The sequence below is a fragment of the Cellulophaga sp. L1A9 genome (assembly GCF_009797025.1).
Taxonomy (GTDB): domain Bacteria; phylum Bacteroidota; class Bacteroidia; order Flavobacteriales; family Flavobacteriaceae; genus Cellulophaga.
The window spans coordinates 2,321,330-2,341,530 of sequence record NZ_CP047027.1 but is presented as its reverse complement, the minus strand read 5'-3'; the positions used below and the strand labels follow the sequence as shown (position 1 = coordinate 2,341,530).

Here is a 20,201-nt window from a genome sequence, read left to right as displayed (position 1 = left end):
ACCTCTTTTCCTTTACTTAGACTCTTTCAATAATTGCGGCATACCCCTGCCCCACACCAATACACATGGTAATCAAAGCGTACCTCTTGTTTTGTTCGTGCAGTTCTAAAGCTGCGGAATAGGCAATTCTTGTACCTGTCACCCCAAGTGGATGTCCGATGGCAATAGAACCTCCATTTGGGTTTATTCTGGCATCATCATCAGCTAACCCCCAAGCTCTTATACAGGCAAGTGCCTGCGATGCAAAAGCCTCGTTCAATTCGATAACATCCATATCTGCCATGGTCAAGCCCGCTTTTTTCAAAGCTTTATTTGATGCTTCTACGGGTCCAATACCCATTATTCTAGGTTCTACACCAACCACCGCAGAACTTACAATTCTAGCGATTGGCTTAAGATTATATTTTCTAACCGCATCTTCAGAAGCGATTATAGTTGCCGCAGCACCATCATTTAATCCAGAGGAATTTCCAGCGGTTACACTACCGCCTTCTTTTTTAAATGCTGGTCTTAGTTTTGCCAAAATCTCAGGAGTTGTTGTTGGCTTTACAAACTCGTCTTTTGAAAATTGAATAGGGTCTTTTTTACGTTGTGGAATTTCAACGGTAATAATCTCTTTTGCCAAACGACCATTTTCCTGTGCTTTGGTTGCCTTCATCTGGCTACCATAGGCAAAGGTGTCTTGGTCTTCCCTTGAAATATTGTATTTATCCACTAGGTTTTCAGCTGTATTTCCCATGCCGTCCGTACCGTACATTCTTTGCATTTGCGGATTGATAAATCGCCATCCGAATGTAGAATCATACATTCTAGAATCACCACCAAAACCTGTTGAGGGTTTTGAAATGACATATGGCCCACGTGTCATATTCTCCACACCACCAGCAATAAATACATCACCGTCCCCTGCTTTGATAGCTCTATTTGCATGAATGATTGCGGATAGGCCAGAACTACATAAACGATTTACCGTTTCACCAGGAACACTAAAAGGCAATCCTGCTAATAAGGAAGACATTCGCGCTACATTACGGTTATCTTCTCCTGCTTGGTTTGCGCAACCCATGATAACATCGTCATAGGCTTCTTTTGGGATAGCTGGATTTCTTGATACGATTTCCTTAATCACCAAAGCCCCTAAATCATCTGTTCTTACAGACGATAATGTACCTTGATAACTTCCGATGGGTGTTCTAACGCCATCTATAATATATGCTTCTTTCATTTTATTCCCAATCTTTTTGTGTTCTGTATACGACACCTTTGAATAGTGCTACCAAATCATCACCTTTTTTTACTGCGATGATATTAAACCCTACTTTATTCTTTACTTTTTCTAAACTACATTCCGCAGTAATAAAATCGCCTTCCTCTAATGCTTCAATATGATTGATAGATGTTTCAATAGAGACCGCATATTTACCGTGGGTATTGCTGGTAAACCCAAAAGCAGTATCCGCCAAAGAGAATGTTATGCCACCGTGAGCTTTTCCCATGCTGTTCAACATTTCTCTGCGGATGGTCATACCTACCCTGCAATAACCTACCCTAGATTCCAGTATCGCTATACCCAACCAATTACTGAATGGATCCGCATCTAGCATTCTAAAGGGAATATCTTTTCCTTCCATTAAAAAAATGTTTTATTTTCCTTGCTCATACTTCGCAATAATGGGCTACATCGATATCTATCTTCATGATATTCATCATATAACTTATCCATCATTGTTACACACCAATCCGTTCCTTTTTCATCGGCCCATGCTAACAATCCTTTAGGGTAGTTTACGCCTTTGGTCATTGCATTATCAATATCCTCTGCAGTAGCAATTCCCATAAATAAGGTATCTGCCGCTTCATTGATAAGCATTGCCAGAACACGCTCCAATATTTGTTGCTTCAAAAATACATCGCTGCTTTTATATTTATCCTGATGCTTTTCTAAATCAGAGATGCTCGTATAATCGTAATATCCTCTACCCGATTTTCTACCTAGGTATCCTGCTTCTGAAAGTCTTTTTTGTGTAAAGGAAGGTTTGTATCGATCATCATAATAAAAAGAGGCAAAAACGGATTCGGTTACCGCATAATTGACATCGTTTCCTATAAAATCCATTAGCTCAAATGGTCCCATACGGAAGCCTCCCAAAGTTTTTAAACTATAATCTATGGTTTCGAAAGATGCAATACCTTCATCATATATTCTAAGAGATTCACTGTAAAATGGTCGTGCCACTTTGTTTACTATAAAACCTGGAGTGTCTTTGGCTACGGCTACCACTTTTTTCCAATCGGAAATAATCGCTACGGATTTTTGCACTACCTCTTTTGAAGTTTGAATAGCAGGAATCACCTCTACCAATTTCATTAATGGCGCAGGATTGAAAAAGTGAATTCCAATACAACGGTCTGGCTTTTTCAATGAAGCTGCTATAGAAGCAATAGAAAGGCTCGATGTATTGGAAGCGATAATACAATCATCGGAAACGTAACCCTCTAATTCTATAAATACTTTTTTCTTGATATCAAGATTTTCAATAATCGCCTCTATAGTAAGGTCTGAATCTGCTAAATCTTTTAACTGATTCACATAGGAGATTTTGTTTTGAATTCTATTTTTCTCCGCGGTATCTATTCGCCCTTTCTCAATTAAACGTAGTAGTATTTTTTCGAGAACTGCTTTAGCTTTATCCAATGCCGCTTGATTGGTGTCATACAAATTTACGGTGCAACCTGAAGTTGCCGCTACTTGTGCAATACCGCTGCCCATTGTTCCTGAACCTATAACGCCTACATTCATACTAGTTACCTTTGAATTCTGGTTTTCTTTTTTGAAGAAATGCCGTCACGCCCTCCTCGTAATCATTACTTTCTGATGCCTTCAATTGCAGCTCTGTTTCTAGTTTCAATTGGTCTTCGAGCGAATTTGTCATCGAACTGTTTAATGCTTGCTTAATTAGCCCTAGTGCCATCGTTGGCATTTGTGCCATTTTCTCAGCTATTTTTTGTACTTCTTCATCAAAAGCTTCAACAGTAAAAACTTTATAAATCATTCCCATACGTTCCGCTTCTTTTGCCTTGATTTTGTCACCCAACATGGCCAAGGCCGATGCTTTTTGAAAACCAATAAGTCTTGGCAAAAAGAAGGTGCCGCCACTATCAGGCACTAAGCCAATGCCGCTGAACGCTTGTATAAAGCTTGTTCTTTCACTAGCAACTACAACATCACAGGCTAATGCTATATTCGCGCCTGCCCCTGCAGCTACTCCATCTACGGCAGCAATCACGGGTTTTTTAAGGTTCCTGATTTTTTCTATTATCGGAGCGTAGTGCTCTTCTAGAATCGTACGAAACCCTGGGTTTAATTCTTTATCGGTCACCTCTTTCAGGTCTTGACCAGCACAAAACGCTTTTCCGTTTCCAGAAATAACCACCGCTCTGACCAAATCACTACTTGCACAGAAGTCCAGCTCTTTTTGCAATTGAAGCGCCATTTCCCTATTAAAACTATTATAGACATCAGGTCGATTCAGTCTTAAAAAAGCAATGTTGTTCTCTATATCTTTTTGAATAGTCGCCATAATCATTTTAGACATTTGAAATAATCAAAAGGTTCTTGACAGTTTTCGCATTTAAACAATGCCTTACAAGCCGTAGAACCGAATTGACTTACCAATTGGGTTTCCGTAGAACCGCAATTGGTGCATTTTACAATTCTTTTATTCTCTAATAATGCTTCTTTATCGGCATGTGCATCTAATGGTGCTGCAATGCCATAGTCTTCAAGCGCTTTACGTCCTCTTGGGGTAATCCAATCTGTTGTCCATGCAGGTGACAACACTAATTCTATTGTAGCAGTATACCCTGCAATTTTAAGTGCGGCTGTAATATCATCTCCAATCACATCCATAGCAGGACAACCACTATAGGTTGGTGTAATTACAACATGTACTGTGTCAGTATCAGAAATGACCGCAGAACGAACAACTCCCATATCCATAATAGAAAGTACCGGAATCTCTGGGTCGGATACCTTTTCTAAAATTGGAATTAATTGTTTGTCTATATGTTGCATTTCTATTACCATTCCATATTAGGGTATGTGCGCTGCATATACTGTAAATCACTCAATATGTATCCCATGTGTTCTGTATGGATGCCCTCTTTACCACCTTTTTGAAACCACTTTGATTCTGGAACGAAGAGCGTTGCCGCATCTAGTATTTCAGTAACCTTTTGATAGTAGCTATCTTTTAATTGAGTGACATCAACACCAACGCCTTCTTCAAGCATAGCCTTGTCAGCTTCCGTTTGATGAAAAAACTCGTCGGTATAGGTCCATAAAAAATCTATTGCGTTTTGCGTTTTTTCTTTGCTTTCTGTAGTACCGTCACCTAGTCTTTTTACCCAATCGGAAGAAAAACGTTCGTGGTAGCTTACTTCTTTAATCGATTTTTTTGCAATAGCCGATAAGGTCATATCGGTGCTGTTCTGCAATTGGTCTAAAAATAGAAGGTGGTACACATCAAATAGAAATTGCCTGCATATGGTATGTGCGAAATCTGTATTGGGCTGCTCTACCAATAGAACATTTACGTACTCACGTTCTTTTCGTAGCATGGCAATATCATCTTCCTTTCTGCCATCACCAGCGATTTTAGCGGCATATTGATAGTAGCTGCGAACTTGCCCCAACAAATCAAGAGAAATATTGGTACAAGCTATATCAGTTTCTAAACTGGGACCATGGCCACAGAGTTCGCCCAAACGTTGCCCTAGAATAAGACAGTTATCGGCAATGGCTAAAATATACTTATATAAGTTTTCTTTCATTACATGTGTTTTACTTCGTCTGGCAGCTCATAAAAAGTAGGGTGACGGTAAATCTTGTCTTTTGCAGGTTCAAAAAGCTCCCCACTATGCTCAGGGTTAGAAGCAGTAATATGCTTAGACTCTGTTACCCAAATACTAATACCTTCATTACGCCTAGTATAGACATCACGTGCATTATCTAAAGCCATTTCAGAATCTGAGGCATGTAGACTTCCCACATGACGATGCTCTAATCCGTTTTTACTTCTAATGAAGACTTCCCAAAGGGGCCAATTCTTATCCATATTAAACAGCTTTATCCAGTTTTCTATTTTCTTTTTTTTCCGCATGCGCCATAGCGGCATCCCGAACCCATCCACCATTTTCCCAAGCACTTACACGAGCATTCATGCGTTCCTTATTACATGGTCCGTGTCCTTTGACCACTTGCCAAAACTCGTCCCAGTTTATTTCTCCAAAGTCATAACTCTTACGCTCCTCGTTCCATTTTAAATCCGCATCAGGAATAGTCAAGCCTATTAAATCTGCCTGTGGCACCGTTTGGTCTATAAATTGTTGACGTAATTCATCATTGGTCTTTCGCTTTAATTTCCATTTCATGGATTGCGCTGTATGAACTGATTCCCCATCCGTAGGTCCCAACATCATTAGCGATGGCCACCACCAGCGATTTAAAGCATCTTGCGCCAATTCTTTTTGTTCCTGACTGCCATTCGCCAATTTTATCATGATTTCATAGCCTTGGCGTTGATGAAAACTCTCTTCTTTACAAACACGGACCATAGCTCTGGCATAAGGACCATAAGAAGTGTTACACAATGGCACCTGGTTGATAATTGCAGCACCATCTACCAACCAGCCAATAGCACCCATGTCTGCCCATGTAAGGGTAGGGTAATTGAAAATACTGGAGTATTTAGCCTTACCAGAATGCAATTGCTCATATAATTCGTTTCTAGAAATACCTAAGGTCTCGCAAGCGCTATAGAGGTATAAACCATGCCCCGCTTCATCTTGCACTTTTGCCAATAAAGCTACTTTTCTTCTTAAACTTGGCGCCCTGCTTATCCAGTTTCCTTCCGGCAGCATTCCTACAATTTCAGAATGTGCATGTTGAGACATTTGCCGAATATGCGTTTTGCGATATTTTTCTGGCATCCAGTCTTTTGCTTCTATTTTTTCATCGCGGGCAATTCGTGCATCAAATTGCTCTTCTAAATTTTTGATTTTTTCTTTACTCATAGCTATACGATTTATGTTTAAACGTCAAAATCAACCACTACCTTTTCTGAAGTGGGTACTGATTGACAGCTCAAGACCAGATTTTGAGCTACTTCACTCTCGTCTAAAGCATAGTTTATTTTCATTTCTACAGAACCTTCCAACACGCGACATTTACAAGTACTACAAACACCGCCCTTACATGCGAAAGGCAAATCTGCTCCTGCCGCCAATGCGCCGTCTAGTATATTATCGTGGTCTTCGGTCATTACAAAATGAAATTCTTTACTACCATCGATAATGGTCACTTCGGTACCTTCTACCTTTTGTTCTAAAATTTCAGAAATACGCTGTTGATTCTCTTCCGAACTTCCTGAAAAGAAAAGTTCATAGTGTATTTTATCTTTTGATAATCCAGCCGCTTGTAGTTCATCACGAATCAAGAAAATCATGTCTTGAGGTCCGCAAATAAAACAATCATCGGTGTTTTCTATTTGAATAAAAGAATTCGTTAATATTTGCAGCTTCTCCTTGTCGAAACGACCGTTTAAAAATGGAATATCCCGCTGCTCTTTGGTAAGGAAGTAGAACACCTGAAACCTATTGAAAAACAGGTTTTTCAATTCTTCTATTTCCTCTTTTAGTATAATGGATTTTGCTGTTCGGTTGACATAGAACAATTTAAAGGTACTATTGGGTTCTGCCTTTAAATGCGTTTTTATAATGGATAGAATTGGAGTAATACCGCTACCTGCAGCAAAAGCAATATAATTTTTAGTAGCTGTTGGGTCAATGCGTACATAAAAATCCCCCTTGGGAGGCATCACCTTTAAAGTATCTCCAGATTTCAATTTCGTATTGACGAAGGTGGAAAAAACGCCATTGTGAATTTGCTTAACGGCAACTTTCCATTCATCATCAAAAGGACTAGAACAAAGGGAATAGGAACGTCTTACATTTTCATTTTCAATGAGCGATTCTAAGGTGAGGTACTGCCCTTGCTTGAACTTAAAATGTTCCTTTTTCTCATTGGGAACCTGAAAAGAAAGTACCGAACAATCTTTGGTAGTTCTTTCAATATGGGAAATTATCAATTCTTGAAAGTCAGCCATTTGAATCAATCTTTGATACAAAACTAACTAACATTTGTTAGTTTCGCAAATGTATTTATTGAAAAAAATTAAAATTCAATAAAATAATTAGATATTATTACGTTCGGATACCGTCTAACAAGACACTTATCATATCTGCTTTTAGTTTGTCTTTATCCATCTCTTTTTGCCGAGAATACCATATATACAAAGACCTAAGTGTGGTAAGTATTGAAAAAAGCATTGTTTCAGAATCTATCTTTCTAATTTCACCAGAAGCTATTCCACTTTTTATAATCTGCCTGAAATTTTCTTCATATTGCTTTCGCATTTTTTTGAAGTAAATAAGGTCATCTCCCTCGAGGTACATCCAATCATTCTGCAAGGAAGCGGTGCCATCCGGATTGTTCAATGTAATTTCTATATGATGAATAATTATGCTTTTGATTTTTTCAACAGGGGTAGAATCATCGGCCATAACAGTATCCATACTATTGGTAAATTGTTCTGCCAATGAAATTATAATCGCAGAGAGTATTTCTTGTTTTGACGAGATATGATTATATAAACTGGCCGCTTTTATTCCTATTTCCTCAGCAAGTACCCGCATGGTTACATTTTTGTACCCCATAGTGTTAAAAAGTGAGGAGGCTGTTTTTACGATTTCTAGTTTTCGGCCTTTAAATTCTTTCATTTTGTTTTTCAACTAATAGCTGCAAGTTAATAATACGATATCAAAACCTCTTAGTGGTACTTTTAAGTAAGTTCCAATAATACAATAGTCTTCTTTTTTTCTAAGACCCGTTTATATTTGATAGTATATTTTCATTTTCAAACCTAATTCTAAGATTTTTCATATCCTCAGAAAGTTTAGTGTCCAAAATTTTCGCGTAATGCTGCGTAGTTTTCAAAGATTTATGACCTAACATTTTACTTACCGACTCAATGGGAACGCCATTGGATAAAGTTACTGTAGTTGCAAAAGTATGTCTAGCCATATGGAAAGTTAACTTCTTATTTATTCCACTAAGATCTGCTATCTCTTTTAAGTACCCGTTAGTTCTTTGATTACTATATACTGGTAGTAATTTATTATCAATCTTTGGTAGGCTGGCGTACTTATTTATAATTTGCTCGGCAATGGGTAAAATTGGAATACTGCTTAATGTTTTTGTCTTAGTCCTGTTCACTTTTATCCAAAGTCTACCATCCATACCAAGTACAATGTCATCTTCCTTAAGTTTTGCAACATCAACATAAGCTAGACCTGTATAGCAGCTAAAAATGAAAACATCCCTTACATGTTCTAATCTTGGGATAGAAAAATCACTCTGTATTAGTTTATCAAGCTCATTATTGCTTAAAAATTCTTTATCGATAGTTTGTGGTCGAAGTTTAAAATTGTAAAATGGATCTTTGTCTAACCATCCATTTGCATAAGCAACCCGAACGATTTTTTTAAAATAAGCAACATACTTCAGTGCTGAATTATGCGAAAGATTTTGTTCTGATTTTAAAAAATAGATGAACCCGTTGACGTATTTGACATCTATCTTCTTCACAGGATAATCATTAGAATCATAGTTAGTCCTCATAAACCTACCAAGATGCTTCTTAGTAGTCTTATATCGCTGTAACGTCCTAAAAGAAAAATCTTTCCCCACCAACCTTTCCATTCTTAGATTATGTTCTTCGAACAGTTCTAAAATTAGTTTCTGATTTTTATTTATACCTACATATTCGTCTCTTATACTGGCTGCGGATACAATGTCCATATCTTCATGTAATAGATTTTGATAAATCTCATAGATCCTATTTTTAATAACGTCTAGATGACGATTGGTTTGCCTAGCTTCTATGGAGTATCCTTTCACCTTATTAGCCTTTGCATTCCATCTAGATATAGCTACCTTCCTCATAGTACTCACTTCTGCTCTTTTCCCATTGACCGTAATTCTAAGGTAAATAGTGCCCATAGTAGGGTCACTGGTACCTTTTTTTCGAATATAAAACAATACGGATACCAAATCTTGCATTATTTTTAAATTTTTGATACTTAAATATAGGAAATAAATATCAAAACACAACAACGTAACATACTGAAAACAAGATTATTAACATCAATTCGGTTGCACTAAATTATATCTCGTTAGTGCAACCGAATTAGACACCTTTTAGATGTGTTTAGATGGTGTCAAATGATATGTCAGAAAATGAAAAACCCTATAAATACTGCGATTTATAGGGTTTTGATTCAATTTGATAGTTAATTAGTACTCGAGGCGGGAATCGAACCCGCACTCCAGAGGAACTGGATTTTGAATCCAGCGCGTCTACCAATTCCGCCACTCGAGCTCTTAAGGAGTGCAAAACTATAAAATAAATTTCTTTTTTTGACAAAAAACTTGAGAATAATCCTCTTAGACGACAAATAAATTTCTAAATTTGCACTCTCAAAAGAATTTAGAGGCCAATAAACTTAAAAACAGGAGATTAACAATGTCTTATCAAGTACCAGAACCTAAAATTTTTGCCTGTACTCAAAGTACAGCTTTAGCGGAACGAATTGCGAAGTCTTATGGTACGGAGTTAGGAAAAGTGCTGTTCTCTAGGTATAGTGATGGAGAATTTCAACCTTCTTTTGAAGAATCCGTACGAGGCACACGTGTTTTTATAATCGGTTCTACGAATCCAAGTTCTGAAAATTTAATGGAAATGTTGCTTATGCTTGATGCTGCAAAACGCGCTTCTGCTAGACACATTACTGCTGTTATGCCTTACTTTGGTTGGGCAAGACAAGATAGAAAAGACAAACCTAGAGTACCCATTGCCGCAAAATTAGTAGCAAAAATGCTCGAAGCTGCTGGTGCAACTAGAATAATAACAATGGATTTGCATGCAGATCAAATACAAGGTTTTTTTGAAAAGCCTGTTGATCATCTTTTTGCATCTACCTTGTTCTTACCTTATTTAAAAAGTTTAAATCTAGACAACCTTACGATAGCTTCTCCGGATATGGGTGGTTCTAAAAGAGCTTATGCCTATTCAAAAGCTTTAAAGTCTGATGTTGTTATTTGTTATAAGCAAAGAGAAAAAGCCAATATCATTTCACATATGGAATTAATCGGCGATGTAAAAGGCAAAAATGTTGTTTTAGTTGATGATATGGTAGATACTGCTGGAACATTAACAAAAGCCGCTGATTTAATGATAGAGCGAGGCGCTTTAAGTGTACGTGCAATTACCACTCATGGTCTTTTATCTGGTGATGCCTATGAAAAAATAGAAAATTCACAGTTATCTGAACTCATCATTACTGATTCTATTCCTTCAAGAAAAGATAGTAATAAAGTTCGTGTATTGAGTTGTGCAGATTTATTTGCTGACGTTATGGAAAGAGTACATAACAATACCTCAATTAGTTCAAAATTTTTAATGTAGCTTTGCAGCCGCAAAAAGCTAGAACTCAAATTAATAAACAAGATTGACTGAAGAAAGCTGAAGTCACAAATTTCAAGTAGAATAATTAATAGTTAAATATATATAATGAAGTCAATTACAATCTCAGGATCTAAAAGAGAAAGCGTAGGCAAGAAAGCAACAAAAGCCTTACGTAATGCTGGACAGGTTCCTTGCGTACTGTACGGAGGGGAAACACCATTACACTTTTCAGCGGATGAACCAGCATTCAAACACTTAGTGTACACCCCAAACGCTCACACCGCAGTGATTGAAATCGAAGGTGGCAAAAAATTTGACGCTGTTTTACAAGACATTCAATTTCACCCAGTTACAGATGCTATTTTACATATCGATTTCTATCAGTTATTTGCTGATAAAGAAGTTACTATGGATATTCCTGTACAATTGAAAGGTAATTCTCCAGGGGTAATGAACGGTGGTCGTTTATTATTTAGAAAACGTAAATTAACAATCAAAGCATTACCATCTAAATTACCAGATTTCTTTGATATCGATATTTCTAAATTGAAAATCGGTGGTAATATTATTGTTGAATCGTTATTAAAAGACGAATTCACAATCTTACACCCAGAAAATACTGTTGTCGTACAAGTTAAATCTGCTCGTAATGCAGTTCTTACTGACGAAGAAGAAGGTGAAGAAGGTGCTGAAGGTGAAGAAGGAGCAACAGAGGCTGCTGCTGAATAAACTTTTGACCAATAATCTTAAAAAGCATCTCAGCGTAATTGTTGAGATGCTTTTATATTTTTACCCAGTAACAATCTATACTATCTTAGATGTTTAATTTTATAAAGTTCTTTTTTGAAAAACCCAAAAGCTATCTAGAAGAGCAAAATACTATGAAAAAATATTTAATCATTGGTTTAGGAAATATAGGCCCAGAATACGCACAAACAAGGCACAATATTGGTTTTAAAGTTCTTGACAAACTTGCCGCGCTAGAAAATTTAACCTTTGAGACTGCTAAATTAGGCGCAGTAACTACTTTAAAATTAAAAGGAAGAAGTGTTTTGCTTTTAAAACCATCTACCTATATGAATCTAAGTGGTAAGGCACTTCACTACTGGATGGAGAAGGAAAATATTCCGCTAGAGAACGTTCTTGTTATTACAGACGATATTAACTTAGATTACGGTGTCATAAGAGTAAAAACCAAAGGCAGCAATGGTGGCCATAATGGATTAAAAGATATTCAAAACATACTAAACTCCTCAAACTATAACAGATTTAGGTTTGGAGTTGGAGCCGATTTTGGCAAAGGAAGGCAAGTAGACTACGTTCTTGGAAAATGGAATGATGATGAGAAAGCTGCAATGCCTGAACGCCTAGAACGATCTGCTGAACTTATAAAATCTTTTGTTCTTGCAGGTATCACCATTACAATGAACCAATACAATAACACCTAATCTATTCTAAAACTTTAAAGCTGTATACGCCCGTATTAGAACTATTACCCTCAGCATCTATTGTTTTTATACGCCAGTAATACACGGTATCTTCTTCTACAGAAACCTTGAGCTCATTTATCTCATTAGTTCCCATAGTTGTCCATTGAGTTGGCGGATTGCTTTCAGAAAAAAACACTTCGTAGGTCTCTATATCTGAATCTAAATCTAATCCAGACCAGGTTAGCGCTACTTCATTATTTATATCTCTTAATACTGTTTCTCCCGAGAGTGGCGACATAAGGTTCGCAGGAAACGGAATATGTGTACGTATGGTTCCTGCATTAAAAAAATTCCAAGTCTCACTTGTAGCAGAAGTAGTTACTTTTGTATTTTCAGAAACAACATGCCACGCATACGGAGTTCCTTTGGTGACTTCTACCTGCGCAGATGTTTGATTTGTACTGACTACTTGTGGACTGTTGGTTAGTAAGTTTTCCACGGTCAACTTATACGTTTGTGTATTATCTGATGCCTCCCACTGAAAAGTAATCAATCTAGCAGTTTCATTAATATCCACCCCCGTCGTACACTCTGAATTTTGTAACGGAAATACGAGTATTGCACTCGAAGGCCCCTTAACTTCATCTTTTGAGCATCCAAATACGAATAGAAAAACACCAAATACAATTATTTTTCTCATTGCTTAATTAATTTAAATGTCTCCTTTAGTACATCACTTTGAAGCTTTAAAACATAGACTCCTGGTGGCAAGTTAGCCACCGAAATTATCAATTCGGTTGTAGCACTTGCTATGCTTGACGTTTTTACTAACCTCCCATTCAAAGCAAAGATCTGAACTATATTATTGTTCGTTTCTACTCCCGTAAAAATACGTACCTCTTCACTTGCAGGATTAGGATAAATAAATGGTTTATCAAGCAGAATGTATTCCTCCTCAAAAGATCCCTGGCATGGTAAATTGGTTTCAACCTTTAAAGTATTAATGCCATTCTCTAAAGATATTTTATAGGAAGAATCGGTCACGATTACAGCTACACCATTAAGACTAACACTATATTCATCTGCCCCATTTAAATCTAAACTAACACTATTTCCGTCATTAGAAACCACTGCAAAAACCTCTAATTCGTCAGGTTGAGTAATAACCGCATCAAAGCAATATTGCTCGTAAGTAATACTACCATCTGTTCCAGTAATGCATACTTGATAGCTCCCTGACTCTAAATTACCTAAACTATAGGTTGTTGTAAAATTGGCGTCTTCATTAATACCATTTCCAGAAACGTTGACCGCATATGCTAAAGATGTAGTTGCGGAAACCGAAATTACGCCATCGTTATTTTCTCTACAAGACTCACTACTTAAAGCAACTTCAAAATTAGAAGCATCAAAGTAATAAAGCGGACATCCTTGCACATCTACTTCTTGCCCTTCTGGCGTTCCTAAACACATATCATCGCCATCATCAAAAACTCCATCATTATCTGCATCTGGTCTAAATTCACCCTCAACACATAATTCTAATGAAAAACCATTTAAGGAACCTCCATCTCCTCCTGCATTATCACTAATTTCTAAAACCCAATCTCCTTTTGAAGATTCTCCATTAAAAGAATTTAAAGAACCTAGAGGTTTTACTAGTCCGTTTATTGCAGGGTTCGTACCACAAACAAAACTATTTGCACTTTGGTCAAATGTGGCATTAACATTTCTATTTTCTCCACAAGAATTTGCCATTAAAACAACAGTAGTACCTTCTGGAGAAGTTAACTTAACCGTAAGGTCTGCTAGATAAGAATGCGTAAGGTCTAAAACAACATTAACATCTGAAAGTGGTAAATCTTCAATAAAAGAAATGGTAGAAAATATCGTAGGAGTACCAGATGAAGATATGGTTATTGGAAGGCTTTTGGCGGAAACAACCTTACAATCAATAGTTGTCGTGGTAAAACTAAAGGCATCACTAAAAGCACCTTCTCCACAATTATTTTTTGGTTTTATACGCCAGTAATAAACGGTATTAGGGGTTAAACCTAAAGAGGTATATGTAGTAGCTAACACACTCGCGGATTCCACAACACTTGCGAATGCCGCATCGCTGGCAATTTCAATATCATAAGAACTACTAGCGGGTTCGGCTACCCAATCAAAAACTTGATGAATACTCGTACCTATTTCAGCATCCGTTGGTGAAGTTAATAGCACGGGTGTAAAACTCGTATTCTCAACAGAAATAGTTAATGCAACTTGTTTTGTAACACTCGCGGTAGTTGCTAAAACCTCTATTTGATATTCGCCAGGAGAAACAGCACCGCTATTGGTAAAAGTTAGATCTACCAAAGTACCATCTGTTGTGGCGGTAACCGGCGAAAAGCTTGCTGCTAAGCCAGTAGGCAACCCGGACACACTAAAAGTAGCTGTTTCTGCAAACCCTGAATTTGCTTCGTAAACAAAAGGAATAACTAAATCTAGAGGCTGACAGATAAAATAGTCTAAGGCAGCAAAATTTAAAACGATAGTACTGCTGGTAATTGAAAAATTAGCATCGTTTACTGCAAAGAATACATTAGCACTTGCTTTCACCATTATTCTGGCTTGCGTAGTAACCACATTGGGCAACAAAACAGCATAAGAACCATCATTGACCACATCTTCAGCTAAGGTTGTTGCAAAAGTAAGTCCGCCGTCTGTAGACAATAATATGTCTACAAATTGAGCATTTACACTAGAATTTGTAGTATTAGATACATCCCATAAAATTTCTTGAGAGCTCCCGGCTTCATAGCTTGTTGCTACATTTTGCGAAAGCACTTGAAAAGGCCCCGCACTTTCAACAACATTTACTTGTATTAGGTCAGAGACTACTTGTCCGCCTCCAGAGGCGTTATCACGAACAGTTAAGGCAAAATTAAGATCTCTTTCTATGGTGGATAAAGTTTCCCATGCAGAATTAACGGTTGGATTAGATTGCGTAAGATCCCCACTAATTACACTAGATAATTTTGGAAAATATCGACTTGAATCTACCGATGGCCTTTGCGACCTAAACATGGCTCCAGAAGGATTTGTAGGGCCAAAAGTAGCACTAGTAACTACCCCGTCATCTATTTGTTCCCAGGCATACGTTAAAACATCTGCAGCATCAGCATCTGAAGCATTACCAGCAAGGACAAATGGCGTACCTATTGGAATAGTATAATCAGATACACCAACAATTACAGGAGGAACATCAAGAATTGGAATTTCGGTTGCGCAACTGGTTGTTGCTAAATTTTCTGAGATTTGTTTAATACTATAATAGTGAAAATAGTCTTGTCCGTTAGCAGCAACATTGTTTACCCCAGAAATACCCGCATACCCCATAATTGTAGAACCACTACCTGGTTCTGCTTGTACTTGCGTGCCTTCAGACTCAAAAGACCACGTATGATTAGCACCTAACTGATGCCCCATTTCATGCGCAACAAAATCTAAATCAAACAAATCTCCTTCGGGCGTAGTACCTGAAGAATAGGCACTTCCTTTTTGAGCATCCTTGCAGACAGAGCCAATAAAACCGGCATCTCCCCCATTAGAATCTTCATTAAACAAATGGCCAATATCGTAGTTAGCAGCACCAATAACACTAGTGAAAGTGTTTTGCGCTTGTGTATTCAAATTTCCAGTATAAGGATCAGTAGTTGCCGAAGTATAAATTACCGAATCTGTATTTGCTACTAATTCAAGCGTAACCCCTAAATCTGTTTCAAACACCATATTTATACGGGTTAACGTAGCATTGATAGCTGCCAGAGCATCTGCCTTTGTCCCTCCATGATATGCTGTATACTCTCCTGTTGCAGAAACAGCAACTTTATACTTCCTCAGTACTTGGTCCTCTACCAATCGTGCTGTAGAAGCACCTTTACTACTTAAACTAAGTTCTTTGGTTTCGCAAATAAAATTTGCATCTACAACATCATCAGACTTTCTCGTATACAAAATATAATCATCTCCATCCAATTTTTGCATGAACGTAGCTTCCGAAGATTTTTTATCTACCATCATACTCTGCACTCCTTTAGGAGATACACTGAAACGAATATTTTTAGACCTGTCAGAACTACCTACTCCTCTATACGATTTTATATTGGGGTACTTCTTAGCTAGCTCAGGCGCCATAACGGAAGATTCCTGAACATCAAAAGCTATTAATTCTCCATTCTCACCAGGAAAATAAAGAACATAATTTCCCTTAGCACTTACTTTTTTTTCTAGATTTGCTTTAAAATCTAAATCGTTTAACGTAAACGTTTTAGCTTTAAGAATAGACAATTTTTGTAATTTACCAGAAACATTAGAAGCATTCGCACTTGTTTCCTGCCAAAAAACATCTTGACTAAACCCAGAAAACGAGAGAAAAAATATGGGAATTGCAAAAAGTAGGCGTAAGTTTGTTTTCATTAAAACGAATTAACAGAGTATAAAAGTAAGGCTTTTTATTATTTAATTTTTGTGATAACTATTCAAAACATAAGTAAATTCGACGACCAACAACCTACGGCTGTAACTATTGGTACTTTTGACGGTGTTCATATAGGTCATCGAAAGTTATTAGATAGACTCATAAATGATGCCAAGCTTTTAAATTTAAAAGCTACCGTTCTTACTTTTTTCCCCCACCCTAGAATGGTTTTACAGCAAGATGCCAACATTAAGCTTTTAAACACCATTGATGAAAAAATAAAAATTCTAGAAAACATAGGATTAGATTATCTTATGATCTACCCTTTTTCAAAAGAATTTTCAAGGCTTTCTGCAACCGATTTTGTCGAATCAATTTTAGTAAAAGGGCTGAATAGTAAAAAAATAATTATTGGTTACGACCATCGATTTGGAAGAAATAGAAATGCCGATATTAAAGATTTAATTTCATTTGGTAAAACCCATAACTTTGAAGTAGAAGAAATTCCGGCACAAGAAATAGATGAAGTTTCTGTAAGTTCTACCAAAATAAGAAAAGCATTAGAAGAGGGTGATATTACTACCGCCAATTCATATTTAGGCTATAACTACATGTTAACAGGTACCGTTATTCACGGTAAAGGCCTAGGAAAACAGTTAAGCTTTCCTACTGCAAACATTCACATTGAAGAAGACTACAAACTAATTCCGTTGAATGGTGTTTACGTGGTTAAGAGTAAAATTGATAATACTACCGTTTACGGGATGATGAATATAGGCTTTAACCCAACAGTATCCGGAAAAGAGAAAAGCATAGAAGTACACTTTTTTGATTTTGACCAAGACTTATATGGTAAAAAAATTCAGATTGATATTTTAGAGCGTCTTCGTGATGAACATAAATTTAGTTCTGTTGAAGAGTTAAAAAAGCAGCTAGAGCAAGATAAAAAAACATCTCTAAGCCTAATTGCGCAACCATGAATTCTTTTTTTCTTAAAAAGATAGACAACATAAATTTAATTCTTTTCAGAATATTTTTTGGTATTTTAATAAGCTTAGAATGTTATGGTGCTATCCTGACGGGCTGGGTTAAAAGTAATCTTGTAACACCAAAATTTAACTTCTCTTTCATAGGCTTTGAATGGCTTACAACATTAACAGGTCCATGGATGTACGCCTACTTTATACTTATGGGCACCTTAGGTATTTTAATTTCTATTGGCTACAAATACACCTATAGCATGCTTGCTTTTGCACTTATGTGGTCTGGTGTATATCTTATGCAAAAAACATCTTACAACAACCATTATTATTTGTTGATGTTAATTTCTAGTATAATGGTCTTCTTCCCAGCCAATAAAGATTATTCAATTGATGCTAAATTAAATCCAGAAATCCGTAGCAACAAAATGCATGCGTATTTTAAATATATAATTATCCTTCAACTATTTATTGTTTATACGTACGCTGCCGTTGCAAAAGTATATGCTGATTGGTTAAATTTTGAATTTATACAGGTACTCATGCGTGGCAAAGCAAACTATTTTTTAATAGGCGACCTATTGCAAATTCCATGGATTCACCAATTCATTGCCATTTTCGGGATTTTATTCGATTTACTAATTGTACCCGCCTTACTTTGGAAACCGAGTAGAAAATTTGCTTTTATTTTTGCTGTTTTCTTTCATATATTTAATTCTATTATCTTTCAAATAGGAATTTTTCCTTATTTAGCATTGGCATTTACGGTGTTCTTTTTTGATCCAAAAAAAATTAGAAGCATCTTTTTTAAAAATACATTAGACTATAAACCTGCCAATATGGCAACCCCTAAATTCAAAACCCTAATACTGGGAGTTTGGATTGTATATTTTATCTTTCAAATTGGCTTACCATTACGTCATCATTTTTTTGAAGATGATGTTCTTTGGACAGAAGAAGGCCATAGATTAAGTTGGAGAATGATGTTGCGAAGACGAAGTGGCATTGTTCATTTCAATAGTATTGATAAACAGACCAACACCACAACAAACGTAAATCTAAATGATTATTTAACCAAAAAGCAAATTAGAAAAATTGGCGCTTATCCTGATTTTATTTGGCAATTTGCTCAACATCTGAAAAAAGAAGCTAAAAAGAATAATAAAGAAATTGCCGTTTATGCCAACGCTAGAGTTAGCATCAACGGAAAGCCCAAAAAGCAATTAATAGATCCTAAGGTAGATTTAGCACAGGAAAAATGGCAACATTTTAAGCACAACACCTTTATTTTGCCAAGTTCTAAATAGATGGATTGCTTAAACGCATCAACTTTTACACTTTCTCTTTTGCGCTATCCTTAATTACCATTAAATTTGAAATCAAAATTTAAGTAGATGTTACAGCTAAATGTTATCAGAGAAAATAAGGATGCTATTATTGAGGCTTTAAAAAAGCGGAATTCAGATGCAGCCTCCCTTATTGATGCTGTATTAGATCTTGATGAAAAAAGAAGAGCTACACAAACGCAATTAGATAACACTTTAGCAGACTCAAACAAACTTTCTAAAGAAATTGGTATCCTTTACAAAAGTGGAAAAGCTCAAGAAGCTAATGCACTAAAAGAGGAAACTGCCAACTTAAAAGAGGCATCAAAAGAATTATCAGAAGATCTAAATACGATTGCTGCTGAGCTTCAGAATGCATTGTACCAGATTCCGAATGTCCCTCATGATTCTGTTCCAACAGGAAAGTCAGAAGAAGATAACGAAGAAATTTTTAAAGAAGGTGCTATTCCTGTACTTGTTGAAGGTGCATTACCGCATTGGGAATTGGCCAAAAAATACGATATCATCGATTTTGAATTGGGTGTTAAAATTGCTGGAGCAGGTTTTCCTGTGTATAAAGGTAAAGGAGCGCGCTTACAACGTGCACTTATCAATTACTTTTTAGATAAAAATACAGCAGCTGGGTATAATGAAATTCAGGTTCCCCATGTGGTAAACGAAGCTTCTGGGTACGGAACCGGGCAATTGCCAGATAAAGAAGGGCAAATGTATTACATGCCTGCGGATGACTTATACTTGATCCCGACTGCAGAAATACCCGTTACAAACATTTTTAGAGATGTTATTTTAAATGAAAAAGATTTTCCAATTACACATACCGCCTATACGCCATGCTTTAGAAGGGAAGCAGGTAGTTATGGAGCGCATGTTCGCGGCCTAAATAGATTACATCAGTTTGACAAAGTAGAAATTGTTCGTGTAGAACACCCGAGTAAATCATACGAGGCATTAGACGGCATGGTGGAGCACGTAAAAGGCATTTTACGTGAATTAAAATTACCGTATAGAATATTGCGACTTTGTGCTGGGGATTTAGGCTTCACTTCTGCCCTAACCTTTGATTTTGAGGTTTTCTCAACCGCACAAGACCGTTGGTTAGAAATTAGTTCTGTTTCTAATTTTGAGACCTTTCAAGCAAATAGATTAAAACTTCGGTACAAGGATGAAGACGGTAAGAGTCAATTAGCACATACTTTAAACGGTAGTTCTTTGGCTTTACCTCGTGTTTTAGCCGGTATTTTAGAAAATTACCAAACAGCAGATGGGATAACCATTCCCGAAGTATTGGTGCCTTATTGTGGCTTTGACAAGATAGATTAAGAATCATATTTAAGCGCTATAGTTTTTCTATAGCGCTTTTTTTATGCGTTCTCCTAAAATTTTATTCACATTAA

At 36.7% G+C, this 20,201-nt stretch carries 19 protein-coding genes and 1 tRNA gene; 6 read left to right on the top strand and 14 right to left on the bottom strand.

What is annotated here, in order from left to right; translation table 11 throughout:
* Positions 1-16: 16 nt before the first annotated feature.
* The 12 genes from pcaF to GQR94_RS10075 form a co-directional block, all read right to left on the bottom strand.
* Positions 17-1,225, bottom strand: a complete 1,209-nt coding sequence (gene pcaF, locus GQR94_RS10130; protein ID WP_158975393.1) for a 3-oxoadipyl-CoA thiolase — start codon at positions 1,223-1,225, stop codon at positions 17-19.
* 1 nt (position 1,226) lies between these two features.
* Complete coding sequence (locus GQR94_RS10125; protein WP_158975392.1) at positions 1,227-1,631, bottom strand: PaaI family thioesterase; 405 nt, start codon at positions 1,629-1,631, stop codon at positions 1,227-1,229.
* Positions 1,631-2,800 (bottom strand): 3-hydroxyacyl-CoA dehydrogenase NAD-binding domain-containing protein, encoded by a 1,170-nt coding sequence (locus GQR94_RS10120; RefSeq protein WP_158975391.1) that lies wholly within the window; start codon positions 2,798-2,800, stop codon positions 1,631-1,633. The genes GQR94_RS10125 and GQR94_RS10120 overlap by 1 nt, the downstream gene beginning before the upstream one ends.
* Before the next feature lies 1 nt (position 2,801).
* On the bottom strand, positions 2,802-3,596 hold the full coding sequence (locus GQR94_RS10115) for an enoyl-CoA hydratase-related protein (RefSeq protein WP_233268670.1): 795 nt from the start codon (positions 3,594-3,596) through the stop codon (positions 2,802-2,804).
* Positions 3,584-4,087: a 1,2-phenylacetyl-CoA epoxidase subunit PaaD gene (gene paaD, locus GQR94_RS10110; RefSeq protein ID WP_158975390.1), complete on the bottom strand. Its 504-nt coding sequence runs from the start codon at positions 4,085-4,087 to the stop codon at positions 3,584-3,586. The genes GQR94_RS10115 and paaD overlap by 13 nt, the downstream gene beginning before the upstream one ends.
* Positions 4,081-4,833, bottom strand: coding sequence for a 1,2-phenylacetyl-CoA epoxidase subunit PaaC (paaC, locus tag GQR94_RS10105; protein ID WP_158975389.1), 753 nt, complete (start codon positions 4,831-4,833; stop codon positions 4,081-4,083). The genes paaD and paaC overlap by 7 nt, the downstream gene beginning before the upstream one ends.
* Complete coding sequence (gene paaB, locus GQR94_RS10100; protein WP_158975388.1) at positions 4,833-5,117, bottom strand: 1,2-phenylacetyl-CoA epoxidase subunit PaaB; 285 nt, start codon at positions 5,115-5,117, stop codon at positions 4,833-4,835. Before paaB ends, paaC begins: the two co-directional genes overlap by 1 nt.
* A 1-nt stretch (position 5,118) precedes the next feature.
* The gene (gene paaA, locus GQR94_RS10095) at positions 5,119-6,075 is read right to left on the bottom strand and encodes a 1,2-phenylacetyl-CoA epoxidase subunit PaaA (RefSeq protein ID WP_158975387.1); all 957 of its coding nucleotides are present in this window, start codon (positions 6,073-6,075) and stop codon (positions 5,119-5,121) included.
* Positions 6,076-6,092: 17 nt separating this feature from the next.
* Positions 6,093-7,166 carry a 2Fe-2S iron-sulfur cluster-binding protein gene (locus tag GQR94_RS10090; protein ID WP_158975386.1) on the bottom strand — a complete coding sequence of 358 codons (1,074 nt, stop codon included), beginning with the start codon at positions 7,164-7,166 and terminating at the stop codon, positions 6,093-6,095.
* Positions 7,167-7,263: 97 nt separating this feature from the next.
* Positions 7,264-7,839 carry a TetR/AcrR family transcriptional regulator gene (locus GQR94_RS10085; protein ID WP_158975385.1) on the bottom strand — a complete coding sequence of 192 codons (576 nt, stop codon included), beginning with the start codon at positions 7,837-7,839 and terminating at the stop codon, positions 7,264-7,266.
* 100 nt (positions 7,840-7,939) lie between these two features.
* Positions 7,940-9,181 carry a site-specific integrase gene (locus GQR94_RS10080; protein WP_158975384.1) on the bottom strand — a complete coding sequence of 414 codons (1,242 nt, stop codon included), beginning with the start codon at positions 9,179-9,181 and terminating at the stop codon, positions 7,940-7,942.
* 238 nt (positions 9,182-9,419) lie between these two features.
* A tRNA-Leu gene (locus GQR94_RS10075) sits at positions 9,420-9,500 on the bottom strand.
* Positions 9,501-9,644: 144 nt separating this feature from the next.
* Between GQR94_RS10075 and GQR94_RS10070 the strand changes: the two genes are divergently transcribed.
* From GQR94_RS10070 to pth, 3 genes are all read left to right on the top strand, one after another.
* A complete protein-coding gene (locus tag GQR94_RS10070) occupies positions 9,645-10,586 on the top strand; it encodes a ribose-phosphate pyrophosphokinase (RefSeq protein ID WP_158975383.1) in 942 nt (313 codons plus the stop codon).
* Positions 10,587-10,691: 105 nt separating this feature from the next.
* Positions 10,692-11,315 (top strand): 50S ribosomal protein L25/general stress protein Ctc, encoded by a 624-nt coding sequence (locus tag GQR94_RS10065; protein ID WP_158975382.1) that lies wholly within the window; start codon positions 10,692-10,694, stop codon positions 11,313-11,315.
* A gap of 89 nt (positions 11,316-11,404) precedes the next feature.
* Positions 11,405-12,034 carry an aminoacyl-tRNA hydrolase gene (gene pth, locus GQR94_RS10060; RefSeq protein ID WP_158975381.1) on the top strand — a complete coding sequence of 210 codons (630 nt, stop codon included), beginning with the start codon at positions 11,405-11,407 and terminating at the stop codon, positions 12,032-12,034.
* Position 12,035: 1 nt separating this feature from the next.
* Here pth and GQR94_RS10055 read toward each other — a convergent pair whose 3' ends face one another.
* Positions 12,036-12,716, bottom strand: coding sequence for a hypothetical protein (locus GQR94_RS10055; RefSeq protein ID WP_158975380.1), 681 nt, complete (start codon positions 12,714-12,716; stop codon positions 12,036-12,038).
* Positions 12,713-16,480 carry a reprolysin-like metallopeptidase gene (locus GQR94_RS10050; protein WP_158975379.1) on the bottom strand — a complete coding sequence of 1,256 codons (3,768 nt, stop codon included), beginning with the start codon at positions 16,478-16,480 and terminating at the stop codon, positions 12,713-12,715. Before GQR94_RS10050 ends, GQR94_RS10055 begins: the two co-directional genes overlap by 4 nt.
* A 51-nt stretch (positions 16,481-16,531) precedes the next feature.
* Between GQR94_RS10050 and GQR94_RS10045 the strand changes: the two genes are divergently transcribed.
* From GQR94_RS10045 to serS, 3 genes are all read left to right on the top strand, one after another.
* Positions 16,532-17,461 (top strand): bifunctional riboflavin kinase/FAD synthetase, encoded by a 930-nt coding sequence (locus GQR94_RS10045; protein WP_158975378.1) that lies wholly within the window; start codon positions 16,532-16,534, stop codon positions 17,459-17,461.
* A complete protein-coding gene (locus GQR94_RS10040) occupies positions 17,458-18,768 on the top strand; it encodes an HTTM domain-containing protein (RefSeq protein WP_158975377.1) in 1,311 nt (436 codons plus the stop codon). Before GQR94_RS10045 ends, GQR94_RS10040 begins: the two co-directional genes overlap by 4 nt.
* A gap of 87 nt (positions 18,769-18,855) precedes the next feature.
* Positions 18,856-20,127, top strand: coding sequence for a serine--tRNA ligase (serS, locus tag GQR94_RS10035; RefSeq protein ID WP_158975376.1), 1,272 nt, complete (start codon positions 18,856-18,858; stop codon positions 20,125-20,127).
* The last annotated feature ends 74 nt before the right edge of the window (positions 20,128-20,201 follow it).

Excerpts from the sequence above, each read along its gene's own strand:
- serS (WP_158975376.1), top strand. The coding sequence starts at position 18,856 with ATGTTACAGCTAAATGTTATCAGAGAAAATAAGGATGCTATTATTGAG.
- GQR94_RS10120 (WP_158975391.1), bottom strand. The coding sequence starts at position 2,800 with ATGAATGTAGGCGTTATAGGTTCAGGAACAATGGGCAGCGGTATTGCA.
- GQR94_RS10055 (WP_158975380.1), bottom strand. The coding sequence starts at position 12,716 with ATGAGAAAAATAATTGTATTTGGTGTTTTTCTATTCGTATTTGGATGC.
- GQR94_RS10085 (WP_158975385.1), bottom strand. The coding sequence starts at position 7,839 with ATGAAAGAATTTAAAGGCCGAAAACTAGAAATCGTAAAAACAGCCTCC.
- pcaF (WP_158975393.1), bottom strand. The coding sequence starts at position 1,225 with ATGAAAGAAGCATATATTATAGATGGCGTTAGAACACCCATCGGAAGT.
- pth (WP_158975381.1), top strand. The coding sequence starts at position 11,405 with ATGTTTAATTTTATAAAGTTCTTTTTTGAAAAACCCAAAAGCTATCTA.
- GQR94_RS10115 (WP_233268670.1), bottom strand. The coding sequence starts at position 3,596 with ATGTCTAAAATGATTATGGCGACTATTCAAAAAGATATAGAGAACAAC.
- GQR94_RS10065 (WP_158975382.1), top strand. The coding sequence starts at position 10,692 with ATGAAGTCAATTACAATCTCAGGATCTAAAAGAGAAAGCGTAGGCAAG.
- GQR94_RS10080 (WP_158975384.1), bottom strand. The coding sequence starts at position 9,181 with ATGCAAGATTTGGTATCCGTATTGTTTTATATTCGAAAAAAAGGTACC.
- GQR94_RS10125 (WP_158975392.1), bottom strand. The coding sequence starts at position 1,631 with ATGGAAGGAAAAGATATTCCCTTTAGAATGCTAGATGCGGATCCATTC.
- GQR94_RS10070 (WP_158975383.1), top strand. The coding sequence starts at position 9,645 with ATGTCTTATCAAGTACCAGAACCTAAAATTTTTGCCTGTACTCAAAGT.
- paaD (WP_158975390.1), bottom strand. The coding sequence starts at position 4,087 with ATGGTAATAGAAATGCAACATATAGACAAACAATTAATTCCAATTTTA.
- paaA (WP_158975387.1), bottom strand. The coding sequence starts at position 6,075 with ATGAGTAAAGAAAAAATCAAAAATTTAGAAGAGCAATTTGATGCACGA.
- paaB (WP_158975388.1), bottom strand. The coding sequence starts at position 5,117 with ATGGATAAGAATTGGCCCCTTTGGGAAGTCTTCATTAGAAGTAAAAAC.
- GQR94_RS10040 (WP_158975377.1), top strand. The coding sequence starts at position 17,458 with ATGAATTCTTTTTTTCTTAAAAAGATAGACAACATAAATTTAATTCTT.
- GQR94_RS10090 (WP_158975386.1), bottom strand. The coding sequence starts at position 7,166 with ATGGCTGACTTTCAAGAATTGATAATTTCCCATATTGAAAGAACTACC.
- GQR94_RS10050 (WP_158975379.1), bottom strand. The coding sequence starts at position 16,480 with ATGAAAACAAACTTACGCCTACTTTTTGCAATTCCCATATTTTTTCTC.
- paaC (WP_158975389.1), bottom strand. The coding sequence starts at position 4,833 with ATGAAAGAAAACTTATATAAGTATATTTTAGCCATTGCCGATAACTGT.